This is a genomic window from Ignavibacteriota bacterium (assembly GCA_019637995.1).
Lineage (GTDB): Bacteria > Bacteroidota > Ignavibacteria > Kapaibacteriales > UBA2268 > JANJTB01.
In genome coordinates, this window is the sequence record JAHBUQ010000003.1 from 1 (window position 1) to 20,777 (window position 20,777).

Consider the following 20,777-nt stretch of genomic DNA (forward strand, 5'->3'; position numbering starts at 1 on the left):
ATCGCTGTCTTTGTACCAAGGCAAGTATGAATCAAATAGAATATTAACGATTACTAAGTTGCCATGTGAACCTGTTATAGGTGAAGCACCCGTAAAGATAATCGAAATTGTTTCTTCATTAGTTGCCTGGTCGAAGCTTAATACTTCCCAGCTTGCAATCTGCCATCCAAGTTGCTGTAAACCTGCACCAATTTGAATCTTAGCGGTTTTAGCATTTCTGTCAACATAGCTTAAGCCTAAAAAGTCTTTACTATAAGTAACGCGTGCTTCAAAAATCATTGATTCAGCAAGTGGAACAGCATTAGCAGTATTAATAGCTATTGAATAAGATACGGCATCGCCTTCACCCGGGTCAACCTGAACTGATGTTTCGTTTGGAACGCCACCGATACCGACACGGCTGAATGTAGGCTGTACAACGTGAGTACTTGTTACAGTAATTGTAGTTCTTACTTCTGGTGTAGTAGGTGAATCAGTAGTAATAACAACATCTAAAACTGTGTTGTTATAATCTTTTGTCGGAGTAAAGATAATTAATATCTCTTCGTTAGCGCCCGGAGTAAGTAAAAAGTTAGGATTCTGTACAACAAAATCACCAAAATTGATATTGCCCGGGTTATTGCTTTCGATCGCAATGTTAAGAATTCTTAAATCAACTGAACCATCATTGGTAATTGTTGGGCGTAGAGTAACAGGTGATAGCAAACAAGTAGTTGCAGTGGCTGTTGTTACACTTGTACCAACTTCAATTGCTGATGCAGTCCAAATTGAAGTAGCTTCTCTTTGAGCATCACTGACACTTGTGAAAGTAGCTTCGAATATACCTGCATTGGTAGGTTCGAATTCAACTGAAATTGTTAAATAATCATTTGGATTAAGAGTAAAAGGAAGAGTTACAACATTACCGTCTTTATCACGGATATTATCTCTATCCCAGCGTAAAATACCGTTACCGTCAGCTTCACTGACTGTAGTAGCTGCATTAGATGCCTGAGCAACAAAGTCAGTAATCGTTACAGGATAATCGTATTGCCAATCAACAGCTGTAAATGTAAATGTTTTTGTTTCGCTACCCAAACCAACAATACGTTGGTCAAAGTCTAAGTCTATAGTTTCGATTCTTGGAAGCACACCAACACCAACTAAAGTAGAAGTAGGAGCATCAGTTGCATCACTTGGGAAACGAAGTACTAACTGGTGAGGACCTTCAACTTTAGGGTCGAAGAATACAGGAACGGTTAAATTATCACCAGGTTGAATTGTTTTATTCTGGAATAAATCAGCAAGAACACCCGGAGCTGTGAGTGAAGCAAGATTACCACCACGCACGGCTTTAAATCCTACACCGGTTTCATCAGTTACGATTTCAGGAAGACGTAAAGTAACAGGAGCTGAACCGTCATTTGTCAGAACAATCGCTCCATTTGGAGATGGATAAGGAGTATAATCCCATGTTCCGCCTCTTTCAACATAAGAATTCGGGTCAACAAGTCTTTCACCCCAGTTATCACCATTTACAAGCAAGCCGGGTTGAATACCAACACCTTCTAAAACTGAGAAGTTTTTAGGCATATCAGCATCAGCGATGAAAGTAATTCTTGAAAGATAGCTTCTTACTTCTTTAGGCATAAAGCTAACTGAGAAAGTATGACTTTCGCCAGGAGCAATAACAATTGGATTTGCAGGAGAAATATTGTTTAAACCATCAATTTCAAATACAGCATCGCTTCCGGTTAAGCCAATTTCATCGCCGGATAATTCTATACCATTGATTACGAGAGGAGTTGTTGCAATATAATCGCCGGTATTTGGATTAGTTACTTTAAGATCGTACTTAATTGTTCTGTTATTTACAACTTGCTCGTAGAAGTTTCTGTCAACTGTAGTTATATATGGATTACCAACAAAAGCCACTACTTCAGCAAAATATTGGAATACACAAACTTCACCGGTATTTCTATCAATTACTTTAATACCAACTGAGTCACGGTATGAGCCCTCTGCACGTGCAGTAAATTTAACATCGAACTTACGTTCCTGACCAACAGCCATTGGTGCAAAGTTAACGTCTTTAACATCAACCAAATCAAAATTCTGATATGTCACGATGTCGCCTGCTTTTCCTTCTTCCTGATCTGAATCAAGTATTACAAATATATCATAACTTGATGGAATAGGATTATCGCCGTCGTTCTTAACAGTAAACGTAAATGATTTTTCAAGATTTGGATTTTCAACTTTGAAAGTTCCATAGTTATTGTAGTATGGGAACATGTTCGGGCTGATAGCAAAGTGATTTATTATTGTATCAGTTCTGTTACCAACTCTATCCATAAATACAAGGTGTGCTTGTGCATTGAGTGCCGCATTACGAACTGTTAGTCTCCAATTTGTTCTTGGGTCGGTACCGGCAACAAACGGGTCGTAGTCAAATCTGTAGTTATAGCTGTTATCGGTTGCCATATAAACCAAACCTAAGTTTGAGCGGTTTTCCGGGTCAATTCTTGGTTCATCAAGAACATAACCTGCTACGTCGCCACCACAATCTTTAGCAAACTCAACATAAGGAGCCAGTGAGTCAGGCGTTTCAAGGTCAGCAACTGCTACAGATGTAGGCCAACCATAAGAGTCATAATAGTCAGAGCCATAAGCATAGGCAGCAAAACCATCATTTGCCTTGATACGGAATACACCATCGTAAGGTAATTTCATAAATTTTGAGCGGTAATGGCGACCGTCTTCTTCAGTTGTGAAGAATCTCTGACCGGGATTACCTGAGTATGATGACATTGGAATCCAACGGAAATTACCGTCAACAACTTCTGCCCACATCATATCTTCAGGAATACCACCGTCAATAGTAGCTTTGTAAACTATATTGATAAAGTTATTTTTGAAACCATACTGACCACGGATACCAGGAGTATTAAATACGATTTCATTCTGATACTGCTGAGTTGGAGTAAGAACAAGCTGGAATGGATCATTTTCAATACCGTCATCTTGTGAACCGGGATTAAACTGAACAACATTGATAGCTTCGTCAGATGATACTTCGATTGGAGCTGGAGTTACATCACCGGGATTCATTACACCGGCACGAGATTCTATATGTCCTGTTCCAGCAACACCACCCGGAGTCGCAATATAAAGCCACGGATTACCATCAGAATTAACTGTTGTAAAAGGTTTCTTTGCAAATACTTTTATAATAGAGTAATTCTTGCGTGTGTGAATTGGAGTAACATGATATTTGTTACCCCACATATTTTCAGGCATTTCCTGCTCAATAATAAAGTCGCATGCTGCAATATGAGTTGGAATATATGCACAGAAGTTACCGGAAATAACGTTAATAGGCTTATTTGCTTTTACAGTTGAACCTGATAAGTCGTTAAAAGGTCCGATGCCCGGAATAAGCCAAACGTCACCTTCATTAAGAGTACGTCTGATTGTCTGGTTAAAAGTAAGGTATGTGCCATCTTCTTTAAGAGCGAAGCAGCTTTCGCAACCACCCATTCTGAAAGTTACTCTTGTATTTTCATAAATACCGATAATACTTGTGAAGCTATTCAGCCACTGGAATGTATTATTTGTAGGGTCTGCGTATGAAGAGACCTGATAGTTATTGCTGAGTGAACTTGCAGGAAGTGCAAGGTAACCATCTGATGTAGCATAAAATCTGGTTACACCATAAACAATAATCGGATCATCTGCGGAAATTTTGATTGCTCTTCCTTCCCAGATTTGTTCCGGAAGAGGCGGAACGCGGTCAGTTTTTGTATAAGGCTGACCTTCTGAAGGTGTGAGCATGAAATCTATTACATCGTTTGGTACAGTCTGCTTCTGGCGGAAGATACCAAGACCTTTGATTTCTAATGTTACAGTTGTTGCTACTGCCGAAGATACATAAATCCTAAGGGCGTTGCCTTGGGAGTTTGTTTCCCAGCATGGGTGAAATGCCAAATAGAATAATGTACCGGCATTATTTGTGCCCATTAAGTAAGGTAGATTTTCTTTCAAATCTTTCTTTACTTTAGCATCATCTTCAGCTTGAAGATTAAAAGCAGTCAAAGACAGCACCAATGCTATCGTTAACATAATCTTCGTAAAGTAATTTTTCATAACAAACCTCTTAAAAAAATTAAAAATAAACAAAATATTTATAGGTTTCCACTCGAAATCAGGGCTTAGGTTTTCACCAAGCCTGATTAATTTAATTGTAAGAACATAAAAATTAAAACACTAAAGAAATTTTATAACGAAGTACAATTATATAAAATCTTGCTTGATTCGGCTCAGATTTTTAATAATTCTTAAAAACTTTTATAACTTTTGTTGTGTCTCTATATATATAGACACATAAACTTCAATTTTGCTACAAAAAAAATCAAAAAAAGTACTTTTTTTTTCAATTTTTTTAATATTTTTTTACAACATTCCGGTAAGTCGTTTAATTGCAAGCTCTTCCTGACGTGTCAAATGTCTGTATTCACCCTTGCCCAAACCTTTGCAAGTTAAACCTGCGAAAATTTTTCGATCAAGTTGTTTGACTTCGTAACCAAAATGCTCGAAAATCCTGCGTACTTCTCTATTCTTACCTTCTTTAATTGTAATCATCACTTTTGTCTTATCATCAGGATGAATGAAAACTTCACATTCACCTGTTTCATCGCCATTTTCAAGTGTCAGACCTTCAGAAATCAGCCTTCCTTGCAAGGAACTTAATTCTCTTTCGAGTTTGACATTATAAGTTCTTTCAATTTGAAATTTCGGATGAGTGAGCCTGTAAGCAAGCTCGCCGTCATTTGTTAAAAGCAAAACACCTGTCGTATTTCTATCAAGTCTTCCAACCGGAAATATTCTCGCATGTTTTCTGACAATATCCAATACTGTTTTTCTGTCAAAATCATCACTTGTGGTAGTGATAACATTTTTCGGTTTATTAAGCAAAATGTAAATGTCATGCTTAATTTCTTTAACAGGGTCACCGTTAACAGTAATAAAGTCAGATGAAGTGACTTTAATTCCCGGTTCTTCTACAACTTGTCCATTGACCTTAATTGCACCCTCAAGTATCAACTCATCAATTTTTCTGCGTGATGCAACACCAGCATCAGCCAAAAATTTATTAATCCGAACCGGAGCATTGGATAATTTGCTATCAGCATTTTTTGTCTTGCTCTTTGCTTCAGACTTTCTTTTAACTATTTTTTTATTCTTAATCAATTAATTGAAATTTCTGTGAAATAATATGCTATTTATTAACATACAAAATTCGTTATTTTTTTTCACATATAAAATTATTTTTTAGTAATAATGGAGTTTTTTGGGAAGTATTTTCAATTTTATTTTATTCAGCAAATTTTAATTGCCAAATTCTAACATTATATATATGACTGCACTGATATTTTGTGAATATATTCACAATCAGCACAGTTAACAATAATCCTAATTCTTATCTTGATTTAAATCAGAATGACAAATATTTTTTTACGATATTTACCAGCAAATCCATATCAATGGGTTTGGATATATAATCATCGCAACCCTCACGAAGAAGTTCAGCTTTTTCACTATTAAGTGCATAAGCAGTCTGAGCCACAACAACTAATTCAGGTCTGAATGCCTTAATCTCTTTAGTTGCTGATAGCCCGTCGAGTTTAGGCATTTTAATGTCCATCATAACCAGATTGATATCGGGATTTGTTTTACACATTTCAATTGCTTCAGTACCATTCTTTGCCCGAATGCACTGCACATTAAACCGACCGAACACAGTGTTCAGGAACTGATAACTAATGTCATCGTCTTCTGCTATTAAGACCAAATTCTTCGTACTCATTTTTTCAAACCTTTAAATTTTAATGTTATTATTCTCTTGGTAAATAAACTTTAAATTCTGAACCCATTCCAACTTCGGATTCTAATGTAATGTATCCTCCTAACTGCTCGGTAAATGCTTTACATATAGCTAAACCAAGCCCTGCACCTTCATATCCTCTTGTAATACTTGTATCGCCTTGATAAAAACGCTCAAATACTTTCTCATGCATTTCTTTACTGATACCGCATCCTGTATCTTTAACCCAACATATTATATAAGCATTATCAAATTTCAAGCCAATTTCTATAAATCCAACTTCCGAAAATTTGACAGCATTTCCAATCAGGTTAGTTAATATTTGATTAAGTTTAAGTTCATCTGTGTTTAGAATAACTTCTTCGTCCTGAATATTTAGCTTAAATTCTAAATTCTCATTATGATTTGAATATTTAAAAAGAACGAATAAATCATTAATCAGACTGGTAATATTTACTTTTTCAAGTTTAACAACAGACTGTCCTGTCTCAATTTTGGAAAGTTCCATTACATTGTTTACAATCTCAAGCAATCTTTTGCCACTTTTTTGAATAGTTGAAGCATAATATATCCTCTCAGTATTTGGAACTTCAGGAAGTTTTAATAATTGAGTAAAACCAATTATTCCGTTTAGAGGAGTTCGGATTTCATGAGAAATATTTTGAAGAAATGCTGTTTTCAATTTATCTGATTCCTCAGCTTGCTCTTTGGCTTCTATCAAATCATCAGTCATTTTCTTCATCTCTGTAATATCTTGCTTGACTGCTATAAAATGAGTTATTTCGTTATTGTCATTCAAAATGGGAGAGATTACTGCATATTCCCAGAATAACTCACCATTTTTCTTTTTATTATGAAATTCACCTGTCCACTGCTGTTTATTTCTTAAATTTTCCCATAAATCCATGTAAACTGAATTTTGAGTATTGCCTGATTTTAAAATATTTGGATTTTTCCCAATAACTTCCTCCGCCTCATAACCGGTAACGCTAACAAAACTTGGATTTACATACTCAATTATTCCTTTGCTATTTGTTATTACAACTAATGCAGGGCTCTGCTCAATACCTCTTGAAATTATATTAAATTTCTCTTCGACCTGCATACGCCTTAAAGAAATTGCAGTTATATGTGCAAATGATTTAAGAAATTCATCAGAAGGTGCTTTTTGATTATCCTTCAAAGCAAAAAGTGTAACACCATATAACTTTTTATCAACAACATATGCAATTGTATGAAAGTGCGAAAAACCAGAAATCAACTTCATCGCTTTATCAATTGTGGGCGAAACAACGCCACCTGAAATCTCTGTAAATGTATCGGCATAATGTGTAATTGAGGAAATAATTTCCTTATAAACAGCCGGACTAATTGGAGTTTTGAAATTTTTGATTGATTTACCCATAAGATTTGCGGCTAATTTCAGTAAAGAATCCTCAGCTAAAAAATGTTTAGAAATCAGGCATTTTTCTGTATCGCTATACTCTGAAAATATTACAAGCCCGGAATTAGTGATTTTCTTGATAGTGTCGCTAATATATTGTGTAATAATATCTTTTGAGGTCATCTCAGAAAGCTCGGATGCAATATCCTTCAGCAATAAAGCTTGTTCATTTTTTTCTTCAAGTGCCACCTCTGCATTTTTTCTATCAGTAATATCTCTTCCGACACCGATGATATAAGAAATCTTACCAGTATTATCAGTAATAGCTTTATCTGACCATGCAAGCCATCTCCAGCCTTTTCCGGTCATCACTCTTTGTTCAACATAACAGCTATAAGGCTCGCGGGTCAGCTTTTCCATTTCTGCAAGAGTGTGACTTAAATCATCTGGATGCACCAAAGGGAAAAATGAATTATGCAGAAGTTCTTCTTCAGTTTTGTTGAACAACTTGCAGTAAGATGGACTGACATACAAAAATTTATTATCAGAATTTACTTTTACAACGTATTCATTCTGATTCTCTACTAACATTCTGTATCGCTCTTCACTTTCCTTCAACGCCATTTCATTTCGCTTTTGCACTGTAATATCATCAAAAACAATTCCAATGCGTTTTCCTGGAATATGGAAAATATTTATTCGAAATATTCCGGACAAATTCTTATCGTAATACTCATAAGAATCTATTTCAATATTTACCTGATTTCGTATTACTGACAAGCACTTGTCTTTTAATCCTGTTCGTTTTGCATTTGTCCATATTTCATCGAACTCTTTTCCGATATTTGATGCTAATTTTATACCTGTAATTTCAATTGCATTTGAGTTGCCGTCTATCAGAATTAATCTGTCAGGCTCATTAAATTGATATACAAATAATCCGTTAGGAATTGAGCTAACAACATCAGACAAAGTCTGAAGACTTGTTTGGATTTCGTTTTCATAGTTCTTTTTTTCCTGAATGTTGTTATGAGTGCCAATCATTCTTAGTGGCTTTCCATCAGGGTCATATTCAACAATTTTACCGACTGACAAAATCCAAATCCAATCGCCGTTTCTTTTTTTCTGTCTGAATTCTACTTTATATTCTGCAATTTTTCCCTGAATATAATCGGTAAATATTTTGAAACATTTGTCCTTATCTTCAGGATGCATCCTTTCAATCCAGAAGCTGTTTGTTTCACAAAATGTTTTAGGGTCATATCCAAGCATTTCAGCGTATTCATCGTTAACAATTGCTTCACCCGTCTGAATATTCAAATCATATAGCCCCTGATTAGTCACAGACAGCGACAGTTTCAGCCTATCTTCATTCTCTTTAATTAATTTTTCTTTTTGGTATTTTTCTTCAACAAGCTGAGCTAAAATATAATTCTGGTATGCTGTTTTGGAGATATTATTTGCAAAATTGTACAGAAAATCTGCAATTTTATTGAATTCATCAAGCGACATTTCTTTTACTTCTTCAAAAGCATTTTGAAATTCAATTTTATCTGCACCAATCTCATCGGCGTACTGAATTATTTCATTATAATCAAGTTTTTCATTCCTGATTTGACCAATGAGCCAATTTGCAATATGTTTCTCACCAACATATATGCTTGCTCCGGCGTCCCAAAGCCCGCCGCTCAGACATTTTTGAATATTTGGTCCTTCAGGATTAAATCTTCCAATAATAGCATCAGAGCAACGGCAGTTATAATACCCTTTCTTAGTTCCTCTTATTATATCCTTGCACAAGCGACAAAAGTTACTCGGTTTTGTTATCGGTACACCGCTTGTATCTGTTATTATTGAAGCAACTCCTGTAGCTGCGGCGAATTTATCCTGAATGCTCTGCAATTCGTTTATATCGAATAAATCTGTAAATCTTATATTTTCAATTTTATTTGAACTATAATTATTCGTTTTATCAATTTCTATCTTGGTCAAGAAATCAATATCAACTTCATTTTCGGAATTTACTCTGAAAAAATCACTCTTCGATATTTTATTAAATTCTGTCAAAATTTATATTTTTCAACATTTTTATATTGCAATAATCAAACGTAACTAATTTTACTGTTATTACAAAGAAAAAAAAGTAAATAACAATTAAAAACTATAAATTTTTGATGATTTTCAGTATTTAATATCCTAATCTTCCTACTTTTGATAAATAACTTTGATTTTCCTTTTCAAAATAAACCTGAGCAGAATCAGCAACATTTAGTATTTTTTCCAGGTCTATGTCTCTTCTAACATCATTTCGGTTCAGTGAATGTACAAAATCTTCTGTAGAGACATTGCCTGCAGCAACTTTAGTAAAGGGACATCCGCCAAGTCCTGCAAAAGCAGTCTCAAAATATTCCGCACCTTCGGACATCGCTGCATAACAGTTAGCTAAACCAAGACCGTAAGTATTATGAAAATGAGCTGTCAGAACCGAACTTTCGTCAATTCTCTTAATTGAAGAAAATAATCTTTTTACTTGCTCAGGATATGCATATCCTGCAGTATCAGCAAGAGATATATTTTTTAAACCGGCATCAAGATAATTTCCCACAATCATCAGAACATTTTCCTCCGGAATTTTGCCTTCAAATCCGCAACCAAATGCACTTTGCACAGAGACCTGCACAACTTTTCCTGCATTAACTGCTTCTCTTGCAATTGAAATAATCACATCTGTGGCTTTTTGAATGCTCATGCCCGTATTTTTTTGGCTGTGGGTCTCGCTTGCCGATACACCCATACAAAACATTTCAACACCACATTTCATACCTCTTTCAAATCCTTTTTCGTTGAGTACAAGTCCGGAAAGTAATGCCTTATGCGGAATTTTTGAAAAGTAATCAAAAAGCGTGTCAGTATCTGCCATTTGTGGCATTTTAACCGGATGTACAAATGAGCCGATTTGCACAATGTCAATTCCTGAATTCAATATCTGAGCAATCCAGTTGATTTTTCTTTCAGTATCAACTATCTTACTTTCGTTTTGTAGTCCATCCCGAAATCCAACTTCGTGTATCTTAATTTTTTTAAGCATAATTTTATTTACTAATATAAATACAAAATAAATTTTTACAAAAGTATTAATTTTTAGTTTAAATTTTCAATTTGACTTAGAAATAATTCTAAAAATTGATTTTGTTGCAAATATTTAATTTGCTTGGAATAAAAACCAGCAAAACCTGAACTAATTAGTGATTCTTCTATCACTGTCAAACTGGCGTGATTAACTTAATTTTATTCATTATGGATTTAATAAGATAAATATATCTGTTTTTTGACATTAAACATTGTTATATATAAATATGTACAATTAATAATTTGCAATAAATAAAAAAAAACACTATTTTTACATTAGTTTTAATGCTAACTTTTATTAAACTTTTTTGAATTTTTTCAATGAGGCAGAAAATGTCTTTTAGATACAATGTTTTTTTAACAGTCGCAATATGCTGTTTACTTAGTGTTAATGTTTATTCACAAAAAGGAACTGACAGTGATTCATCAGCTACCAAAAGGTATCAGGCGGATGAGGTAACCGTAATGGCACCTAAAGATGCTATGCAGGTTAAATTGCTGCCCAGCTCAATTACCCTGATTGAAGGTATTGAAATTGTGAACAACAATATCAGGAACTTACGTGATTTTTCTTCTATCGCACCAAATTTCTTTATGCCGGATTATGGCTCTAAGCTGACTTCTCCGGTATATATTCGAGGTATCGGCTCAAGAATTAATTCACCTTCAGTAGGTCTGAATGTTGATTATGTTCCTTATTTTGAAAAATCCGCTTTTGATTTCGATTTGTTTGATATTGAAAGAATCGAAATTCTACGTGGTCCTCAGGGAACATTGTACGGTAGAAATACTATGGGTGGTATAATAAATGTATTTACAAAATCTCCTCTTAAGCATGCAGGTAGTGAAGTATCATTAAATGGTGGAAATTTTGGTTTTCTGAATGGTTCTGCGAATCATTACGGAAGACTTAGCAATTCATTTGGTTATTCACTTAGTATGAACTATATTAGCGAAGGCGGTTATTTTACAAATAGTTTTAATGACCAGCAGGTTGATGATATGGAGTCAATAAGTTCAAGACTTCGTTTGATTCATCAGCCAAATGATTATTTCTCATTTGAAAATTCAACGAGTTTTGAAAGCAGTAAGCAAGGTGCTTATCCATATTCAAGACTTGAAATCAGCGACCCAAATTCAAAAGTCATAAACATTGCAGATATTCAGGATGTAAATTATAATGACCGCAGCACTTATGACAGAGATTTATTTTCAAATGCTTTTGTTTTCAGAATAAATGCACCAAGTTTTGAGCTTATATCAACTTCTTCGCTACAATTTTTGAAAGATAAACAGGCAATTGACCAGGATTTCGACCCTGAAAAAATATTCTTCGCAGTTCAGGAACAAGACCATACAATGCTTTCTCAGGAAATCATTGTTAAATCAAGATATAATCCTACTTATGAGTGGCTCTTTGGTGGATTTGGTTTTTATCAGACTTTTGAAAGTGGTTTGCAGGTTGATATGTTCCCTGTAAATACAGTACAAAACAGAATTAATAACAATGCAATTTTTGGTGGAGCTGTATTTCATCAGTCCACACTAAACAATTTTATTATTAAAAATTTATCGGTTATTGGTGGTATTCGTGCTGATTATGAGCAGGATGAACTAACCCATTACAATGCAATGACAGTTGGCACTAATAAAAGACAGTTAGCAGATACTGTATATCCATCTCTTACTTCATTTCAGATAATGCCAAAATTTGCATTAAAATATGAAATAAATTATTTCACTCATATATATTCATCTGTTTCAAAAGGTTATAAAACAGGTGGATTTAACTCAACATTTGAAAGACCTGAAGATTTGACTTTCGACCCCGAGCATAGCTGGAATTATGAAGCAGGTATGAAAGTAAGCGTTCTTGATGGTATGTTATATGCAGACTTTGCAGTATTTTATATTGACTGGCAGGACCAGCAAATATATCAATTAGTTCCAAGCGGAAGGGGTTCTATGCTTAAAAATGCAGGAAAATCCACAAGTCAGGGTGTTGAATTCAGTATGCGGGCTACTCCGGTTGATGATTTTGACGCACAAGTAAGCTTTGGATATACAGATGCAAGATTTGAAACTTATGAAGTCTCTGAAACTCTGAATTACAATGGCAACAGAATTCCTTATGTACCACTGTTTACAATGTCGGCTCAGGCAAGTAAGACTTTCAGATTCGGTGGAAACGGCTTTTTCCAAGGGATTAGGGTAAACGGTTTATACAGAATGACCGGGGAACATTACTGGACTGAGGCAAATAATATTTCACAGGCAACTTTCGGTATTCTTGATGGTACAGTGTCATTAATGACAGAATATTTTAGTCTTGATTTCTGGTGCAGAAATATTCTTGACACAGATTTCACTTCATTTTATTTCAGAACCAACCAGGTAAATCATCCCGCTGTGGGCGTTTTATGGAAAGGTGGTGATTTTGTTCAACGCGGCAAACCTCAGAGGTTTGGTATTCGTCTTTCAGCCAGATTTTAAGAGATGATAAAAAATAATTTTCAGAAGTTTTCGGTTCTTTTTTCATTATATGTTGCACAAGCGATTCCAATGAGTTTTTTTTCGACCATTGTCCCTGTGATAATGCGTCAGGAAAACTACTCATTGGAATCAATTGCTATGCTTCAGCTACTCAAACTCCCTTGGATTGCAAAATTCCTGTGGGCTCCTGTAATTGACAGAAATTCAAACACAACGTCAGACTACAGAAAATGGATTTTCATATCTGAATTATTTTATGCAATTATAATTTTCAGTATAGGTTTTTTAAGTCTTCAGTTCGATTTCACACTTATTATAATACTTGTAATAATTGCATTTGTAGCTTCCGCCACGCAGGATATAGCAACCGATGCTTATGCAATACTGCTTTTAGAAAAATCTGAACGCGGATTTGGCAATAGCATGCAAAGTGCCGGAAGCTTCGTAGGAACTCTTGTTGGAAGCGGATTTTTACTTGTACTCTATCATTATTACGGTTGGAAACTACTATTATTCGGGCTTTCAATATTTGTACTTATAGCCGTAATTCCACTATATTTTTTCAAGAAGAACGGACAAATCGAAAAGAAAGAACGGTCAAAAGCATCTCTCAAAGATGTGGGTTCATTCTTCAAGCAAAAGAAAATTCTTGGGCATATTTTGCTTCTCCTTACATTCTATTCCGGTATTATTGGTATTCTGACAATGCTGAAACCATATCTTGTTGATATTGGTTTTAATGCAAGGGATATTGGTTTCGTAGTGGGAATTATTGGTACATCGGTTGGTGCATTGTCGGCTCTTGCAGCGGGATGGATAGTCAAACGCTATGACCGGGTAAAAGTTTATATGATGTTCCTGTCGGTGAGCTTATTTATCAGTTTATTCTTTGTGTGTATAACATTCCAGCCGGTACACAGCTCATTTATCTACTTCGGAATTGTTGTATTGTGGATGGCTTACGGACTTTCGACTGTCGTTATTTACACATCTGCTATGGACAGAGTCAGACCCGGAAAAGAAGGTACGGACTTTACTTTACAAATTGTTTTGACACATTTGGGAAGTATAATTATTGCAACTCAGAGTGGCAGAATTGCAGACGCACTTGGTTATCGCGGGCTATTTTATATCGAAGTTGGGCTTGTGATGCTTACTTTTATGATAATTTTAATATTCAGAAATCATCTGTACGAAAATGAAAAACCTAAAGAAATTGCTGAGCAAGTATAGCGAGCCGGTTCCTCGATACACGTCATACCCTCCCGCTACACATTTTCGTGAAGGTATTTCAAATGAGGAATACATAAAATATATTGAAGAATCTAATTTTGGAACTCCTCAAAATATTTCAACATATATTCATATTCCCTTTTGCAGTAAGATGTGCCACTATTGCGGATGCAATATGCTGCTTTTGAAGAAAAAGGATAATGTTTGCAATTATGTTGAAGCAGTCATTTCTGAAATTGACATGGTTTCCGAGCATATTGACAGAAATCGAAAATTATCCCAAATACATTTTGGTGGAGGCACACCGAATGCAATTGAAACTTCATATTTAAGAAAAATTGTTGAAAATATCCGCTCAAAATTTTCAGAAATTGAAAATCCTGAAATTGCTATTGAGTGTAATCCGGCTTATATAAGTTTTGAATATCTTGATGATTTGCTCGATATTGGATTTAATCGCATTAGTTTTGGCATTCAGGATTTTGATGAAGAGGTGCTGAAAAATTCAAACAGAGAGCCGCCGCTAATTCCAATTGAAGAGCTTTTCGATTATCTTAGGAATAAAAATTCGGATATTTCAATCAATCTTGATTTCATTTACGGACTTCCCGGACAGACTGTAGAAAGTTTTATGAAATCAATGAAAAAAGCTGTTGAAATTAAACCAGACCGGCTTGTAACTTTTTCTTATGCTCACGTTCCATGGGTTAATACCAAACAGAAATATTTAGAAAAACTTGGTTTACCTGACCCTTTTGAAAAAATCGAAATGTTTGAAACATCTTTTGAATTTTTGGAAAGCAAGGGATATTTACCAATCGGAATGGACCATTATGTAGCTCAAGGTGATGAACTATATGAAGCTGCAATTAACTCAGACCTGCACCGTAACTTTCAGGGGTATTGCACACGCAGAACAACCGGACAGGTTTATGCTTTTGGGATGTCATCTATTTCGCAGTATGACAAATCATATATTCAGAATGTAAAAACAACTGATGAATATATTAAAATGCTCTCAAATGGAAATTTTCCAATTAAAAAATTCTACTCTCTTTCTGATGAGGAAAGGATAATTCGCGAAGTTATTAATTACTTGATGTGCAATAAAGCTATCAACTGGGAAATTATTACTGAAAATGTGAACAGAGTTTTAAATTCAGAAAATTTTACAAATACTGAACAAATCAAATCAATTTTAAAATATAAAAAAGAGAACTTAGACGTCTTTGTTAATGATAATTTGATAAAGTTTAATGAAGATAATTTCGAGGTTTTGGGTACGAGTGTGCTTTACATTAGAAATATTGCCGCAGCAATAGACCCAAATTTCGAATCTAAGGAAGGAAAATATTCAAAATCGGTTTGATATGAATGACGAAAAAAAGTATGATGCAGTAATATTAGGCGGCGGACTTACCGGTCTGACTATGGCATATTACTTAAAAAAAGCCGGACTGAAAATCAAGGTTTTAGAAAAAAAGGAATATACAGGCGGAGTTATCAGAACAATTACCGAAGACTGCTTTGTATATGAAACAGGACCAAATTCCGGAATAATTTCAACAATTGAAGCAGTGGAATTATTCGAGGATTTAAAAAGTATTGTTACGCCAGAAATTGCTAATCCGGATGCCAAAGACCGCTGGATATGGAAAGGCGGGAAATGGCACTCACTCCCGGCAGGCATTATCCCCGGAATAAAAACAGAATTATTTACTTTGAAAGATAAGCTAAATCTACTTATTGAGCCGTTAAAGCCAAAAGGTAAAAATCCAGAAGAAACAATTGCGGAATTAGTTGTGAGGCGACTGGGACAAAGCTTTCTTGATTATGCTGTTGACCCTTTTATATCCGGAATTTATGCCGGAAATCCATATAAACTTGTTACAAAATATGCCCTTCCAAAATTGTATAATTTGGAGCAGAATTATGGCAGTTTTATTGGTGGTGCAATCAGGAAAAAGTTTGAGAAGCAAGACCCTAAGCTTAAAAAAGTCTCAAGGGAAGTTTTTTCTATGGAACTTGGGCTTCAGAATTTAGTTGATGCTCTGAAATACTACATAGATGATGATAATATTGAAACCAATTGCCATGATTTGAAAGTCGAACTTGCCGGAAAACCCTACAAAATTTCTTACAATCAGAAAGGTGTTAAGCAAGAACTCGAAAGTAATATTGTTGTTACATCAATGGGAGGGTATTCAATATCAAATATTTTCCCTGAAATAAAAGAAGATGAAATTTCAGAAATAATCAATCTTAAATATACAAAAGTCGTTCAGGCAGTAATCGGCTACAGAAATTGGACAGGAATCAAGCTAAAAGCGTTCGGCGGGCTTGTTCCGAGCAAGGAGAAAAGGGATATTTTGGGAATTTTATTCATATCATCCATTTTCAAGCAAAGGGCACCTGAGAAAGGTGCTTTGATGTCCGTTTTTATGGGTGGTGAGAGACGACCCGATATTTATGAAATGGTTGATGAAGATATTAAAAACATTGCTTTATCTGAAGTAAATGATATGCTTAAACCGGAAAATCCGGCACCCGATTTTCTCAAAATTTTCCGATATGAAAAAGCAATACCGCAATATGAAGAAAGTTCCGGAATGAGATTTAAACAAATTGAATATCTTGAAAATAAATATCAGGGGCTTTATTTAGCAGGCAATATTAGAAATGGTATTGGAATGGCAGACAGAATTGCTCAGGCAAAGCAGTTAAGCGACCAGATTATCGGGAGTCATAATGGGTAAAAAAGCTGTAATTCTCGCGAATGTAGGAACTCCGGACAGCCCAAAAAAAAGTGATGTTAGCAGATATTTACTTGAATTCTTAGGAGATAAAAGAGTAATTGATTACCCATGGCTACTAAGAAAAATTTTGGTGAATTTAATAATTGTGCCTTTCAGAGTTTCAAAATCATCAAAATTATATGAGCGGCTTTGGGATGACAAGGGTTCTCCCCTGCTCTATCACTCAGAAAGTTTGAGGGCTAAATTGTCAGATAAGCTGGGCGAAAATTTTGATGTATTCAATACTATGCGATACGGCTCACCAAGTCTGGAAAAACTTCTGAAATCTGCTCAATTATCAAATTATGAGGAACTAATTTTCGTTCCGATGTTTCCGCAATATGCTTCTTCAACAAGTGGAACAGTTGTGGAGCTTATTTATGAGGAAATGCGGAAGAAAAATGTAATTCAAAATATTAAAGTTATCGGGCAATTTTATGCTCATCCGGGCTTTATTGATTGCTTTGCTGAAAACATTTCAAAATTTGACCTGAAGTCTTATGACTTTATAATGTTCACTTATCATAGTTTGCCGATTTCTCATATTGATAGCGTTCATCCAAATATTGAGTATAAATCATGCAATTGCATAGATGAATTTCCCAATCACGGTACTTATTGCTATAAAGCTACCTGCTATGAAACTACAAGAAAATTAATATTGAAGCTGAATATTGATAAATCAAAAACAATTACGTCATTTCAATCAAGATTAACTAAGAATTGGGTTACACCGTTTTCAGATGAAGTAATTATTGATTATGCAAAGAAAGGTATGAAACGCGGACTGATAATAGCTCCATCATTTACAACTGACTGTCTTGAGACAATCATCGAATTAGAAAATGATTACGGGCAGCTTTTCAGAGAAAATGGTGGCGAAGTCCTGGATATGGTGCCTTCTCTTAATGACAATGATAGTTTCGCTAAGTTTTTATCAGAACTTGTGAAATCGTAATCATATTTCAAATTAAATTATGAATGATATTAAACATCAAATAATTAAAATATTAGAGAATATCTCACTTTTGCTTCAAATCAAAGGTGAGAGTTATTTCAAATTTTCTGCATATTCAAATGCTGCTGAGATTTTGAAAGGTAATGATTTTAATATTGAACAGTTAGTAAAAGAGCAAAAGTTATCAGGAATAAATGGCATTGGTGATGCATTGAACAAAAAAATCACTGATTATATTCTAAACGGTAAGATGGATTATTATGAAAAGCTGAAGGCTGAATATCCTGAATCACTCCTGGATATGCTTAAAATTGAAGGATTAGGACCTAAGAAAGTCAACCAAATTTTTTCAGAACTTAAATTAAGCAATATTGTTGAGCTTGAAAAAGCTGCAAATTCAGGTGAACTTATAAAATTAAAAGGTTTCTCGAAAAAGATAATAGAAACAGTGCTAAATTCAATTAATCAAATTAAGCAATATGATAATTATAAGGAGAGGAAAATTGATTTTGACAAAATTCAATAAATTATTACGGATTATAATTATCTGCTTTCTAACCTCGATATTCTCAATTATGATAATATCCTGCAGTTCCACAAAATCTAAAGAAAAGCCTGTTGTGCTATACGGTAAAGTTGAATTTAACGGTGACCCAACTCCGCTTAATCCTCAGAAATTTGATGCTGCAATGTCAATATTGATGAAGTTGTCAAATAGATATAACTATATTAGTTTAAATTATTTAATAAACAAATCCCTTGACAATCCCGAATATGCTAATAAGAAGGTAAATGAAATTGCTCAGGAATATGATGCTGACTATATAGCAATTGCTCAGGTTAATATTTTAAAGCATATTATACGTTCGCAAATTACACTTAAATCAACAGATAAATCTAAACCTGATTTGATTGGTTCAGGATTTGACAATCTTAAATATACAGATGCAAGCACAGGAGATTTGATTTATGACCCGGCACTTCTTCGCTCATTACAGAGAGCTTATGCATCTGCAATTGCGGATTCGAACCATTTTGTTATTGATAGTCTGAAGTTAAATGTCAAACCACTACCTACATTAGTCATAGGTCCAATAGCATTTTCAGGTGAAAATCAGGATGACTGGAAGCTTTATCTTGACAAGGTAGTCAGCTCTTATGCAGCAGTCGAAACAGTATTTGACATTTTGAAATTTTCAAATAATTATGTAGTATATGATACTGAAACACGTGATTCTGTTTATAAAATATTCGGTTTTCATATAGCTGAAAATTACTCGCCACCAACAATGCATGAAATCAAAGCATTATATCAAATGGCTGTAGATTATTATGTTTCAGGCAATTTACACAAAACAGATAAAGGTGCAGAATTATCATTATCACTATATTCAATTACTCAAGAAGGGTTATTACCACTAAAAACTGAAGAGCAATTTTTTGATGACGACAGTCGTATGGTATTCCTTGAGCATATAATCAGGGCAGCAGTAAAATTATTTAATATAGAAGAGTTTACTATACCAGATGCTAATGAAACAGAAACCGAATAAATAAAATAAAAAAAGAATGAAATCAAATCTTCCAAATAAAAAATTATTATCTCTGTTATTTGCCGGTGTACTAATGGGGGCACTTGATATCGCCGTCATTGGACCTGCACTGCCCGCAATCAAGTTTGAATATGGTATAGACATTAGACAAGCATCCTGGGTATTCAATATTTATCTTCTTATGCACCTTCTTTCAGCACCAATTATGGCAAAATTATCTGATACTTACGGAAGAAGGTATATTTATATTATAAATGTACTACTGTTTGCAATTGGCTCAATTTTGATTGTCATATCCCCAAATTACCTTACTTTGCTAATTGGACGAGGTGTTCAGGGATTTGGAGCAGGCGGAATATTTCCGGTAGCCTCTGCTGTAATTGGCGACACATTCCCAAAAGATAAGCAAGGAATTGCATTAGGACTAATTGGAACAGTGTTTGGCTTGGCATTTATACTTGGACCGATATTGGGCGGTTTTCTATTGATGTATGACTGGCGCTGGATATTTGCCATCAATTTACCAATTGCGGCTGTGATTATATTCTTTGCATTTATTTTAGTTCCAAAAATTGCAAGTCCCGGCTCAAGAAAATTTGACTTTCTTGGGTTGTTACTACTAACAATCATTTTGTCGTCCTTTTCTTTAGGAATCAACAGTATTCAGGCTGATAATTTCTCACAAAGTATATTTTCATTGGATGTACTGCCATTTTTACTTATCAGCATTGTACTCGTACCTGCATTTTGGAATGCAGAAATACGAGCTGAAAACCCTATAATTGACATCATGCTTTTCAAGAAAAAGCAACTTCTTGTTGCATATATAATCGGCTTTGGTGCAGGTATGTGCGAAGCTGCAGCGATGTACGCACCGGCTCTTGCAAAATTAAACTTCAATGTGAGCGATTCTGATGCCAGCTTTATGCTGCTTCCGATGGTGGCTGCTATGTTTTTCTCAGCGCCACTCTCAGGCTTTTTGATTGATAAGAAGGGACCAAGATTTACTTTGTTAATTGGAACCTCTGCTTCTACAATTTCGCTTTTGCTGCTAACATTATTTGCCGATAGTCTTGCCGGTTTCTATGCAGGGGGTTGCCTTCTTGGAATGGGGCTTGCTTTTCTCCTTGGAGCACCTCTGAGATATATCATAAACAATGAACTCGAGCGTGACCACAGAGCTGTTGGGCAAGGTGTTGTAACACTATCCACAAGTACAGGTCAAATTTTATCAGCTGCACTACTCGGTGGTGTAATTGCAAGTTTCGGGACAAGCTTTGCAGGATTTCAGACAGCTTTAGGCTTACTTATTTTTGTTGGAATTGCTATTGTATTTGCAGCTTTCAAATTAAAAAAGCGTGGGGAGTAA

13 protein-coding genes are annotated in these 20,777 nt (G+C 34.9%); 8 read left to right on the top strand and 5 right to left on the bottom strand.

Annotated features, from left to right (window positions below; translation table 11 throughout):
* The 5 genes from KF896_12085 to KF896_12105 all read right to left on the bottom strand — a co-directional run.
* On the bottom strand, positions 1-4,125 hold a 4,125-nt coding region (locus KF896_12085; protein MBX3044449.1), incomplete at its 3' end, for an IgGFc-binding protein.
* 306 nt (positions 4,126-4,431) lie between these two features.
* Complete coding sequence (locus KF896_12090) at positions 4,432-5,211, bottom strand: rRNA pseudouridine synthase (GenBank protein ID MBX3044450.1); 780 nt, start codon at positions 5,209-5,211, stop codon at positions 4,432-4,434.
* A gap of 262 nt (positions 5,212-5,473) precedes the next feature.
* Positions 5,474-5,845: a response regulator gene (locus KF896_12095; GenBank protein ID MBX3044451.1), complete on the bottom strand. Its 372-nt coding sequence runs from the start codon at positions 5,843-5,845 to the stop codon at positions 5,474-5,476.
* Between the two features lie 28 nt (positions 5,846-5,873).
* Positions 5,874-9,314 (bottom strand): PAS domain S-box protein, encoded by a 3,441-nt coding sequence (locus KF896_12100; protein MBX3044452.1) that lies wholly within the window; start codon positions 9,312-9,314, stop codon positions 5,874-5,876.
* A 121-nt stretch (positions 9,315-9,435) separates the two neighbouring features.
* Positions 9,436-10,335 (bottom strand): hydroxymethylglutaryl-CoA lyase, encoded by a 900-nt coding sequence (locus KF896_12105; GenBank protein ID MBX3044453.1) that lies wholly within the window; start codon positions 10,333-10,335, stop codon positions 9,436-9,438.
* 374 nt (positions 10,336-10,709) lie between these two features.
* Here KF896_12105 and KF896_12110 point away from each other — a divergent pair, with 374 nt between their 5' ends.
* From KF896_12110 to KF896_12145, 8 genes are read left to right on the top strand one after another with little or no spacing between them, the layout of a single operon-like run.
* Positions 10,710-12,869: a TonB-dependent receptor gene (locus tag KF896_12110; protein MBX3044454.1), complete on the top strand. Its 2,160-nt coding sequence runs from the start codon at positions 10,710-10,712 to the stop codon at positions 12,867-12,869.
* A 6-nt stretch (positions 12,870-12,875) separates the two neighbouring features.
* Positions 12,876-14,102 carry an MFS transporter gene (locus tag KF896_12115; protein MBX3044455.1) on the top strand — a complete coding sequence of 409 codons (1,227 nt, stop codon included), beginning with the start codon at positions 12,876-12,878 and terminating at the stop codon, positions 14,100-14,102.
* Complete coding sequence (gene hemN / locus KF896_12120; GenBank protein ID MBX3044456.1) at positions 14,068-15,471, top strand: oxygen-independent coproporphyrinogen III oxidase; 1,404 nt, start codon at positions 14,068-14,070, stop codon at positions 15,469-15,471. Before KF896_12115 ends, hemN begins: the two co-directional genes overlap by 35 nt.
* Position 15,472: 1 nt before the next feature.
* Complete coding sequence (gene hemG / locus KF896_12125; GenBank protein ID MBX3044457.1) at positions 15,473-16,858, top strand: protoporphyrinogen oxidase; 1,386 nt, start codon at positions 15,473-15,475, stop codon at positions 16,856-16,858.
* Positions 16,851-17,855, top strand: coding sequence for a ferrochelatase (gene hemH, locus KF896_12130; GenBank protein MBX3044458.1), 1,005 nt, complete (start codon positions 16,851-16,853; stop codon positions 17,853-17,855). The genes hemG and hemH overlap by 8 nt, the downstream gene beginning before the upstream one ends.
* A gap of 19 nt (positions 17,856-17,874) precedes the next feature.
* Positions 17,875-18,381: a hypothetical protein gene (locus KF896_12135; protein ID MBX3044459.1), complete on the top strand. Its 507-nt coding sequence runs from the start codon at positions 17,875-17,877 to the stop codon at positions 18,379-18,381.
* A gap of 49 nt (positions 18,382-18,430) precedes the next feature.
* A complete protein-coding gene (locus KF896_12140; protein MBX3044460.1) occupies positions 18,431-19,408 on the top strand; it encodes a hypothetical protein in 978 nt (325 codons plus the stop codon).
* Between the two features lie 16 nt (positions 19,409-19,424).
* Positions 19,425-20,777 carry an MFS transporter gene (locus tag KF896_12145; protein ID MBX3044461.1) on the top strand — a complete coding sequence of 451 codons (1,353 nt, stop codon included), beginning with the start codon at positions 19,425-19,427 and terminating at the stop codon, positions 20,775-20,777.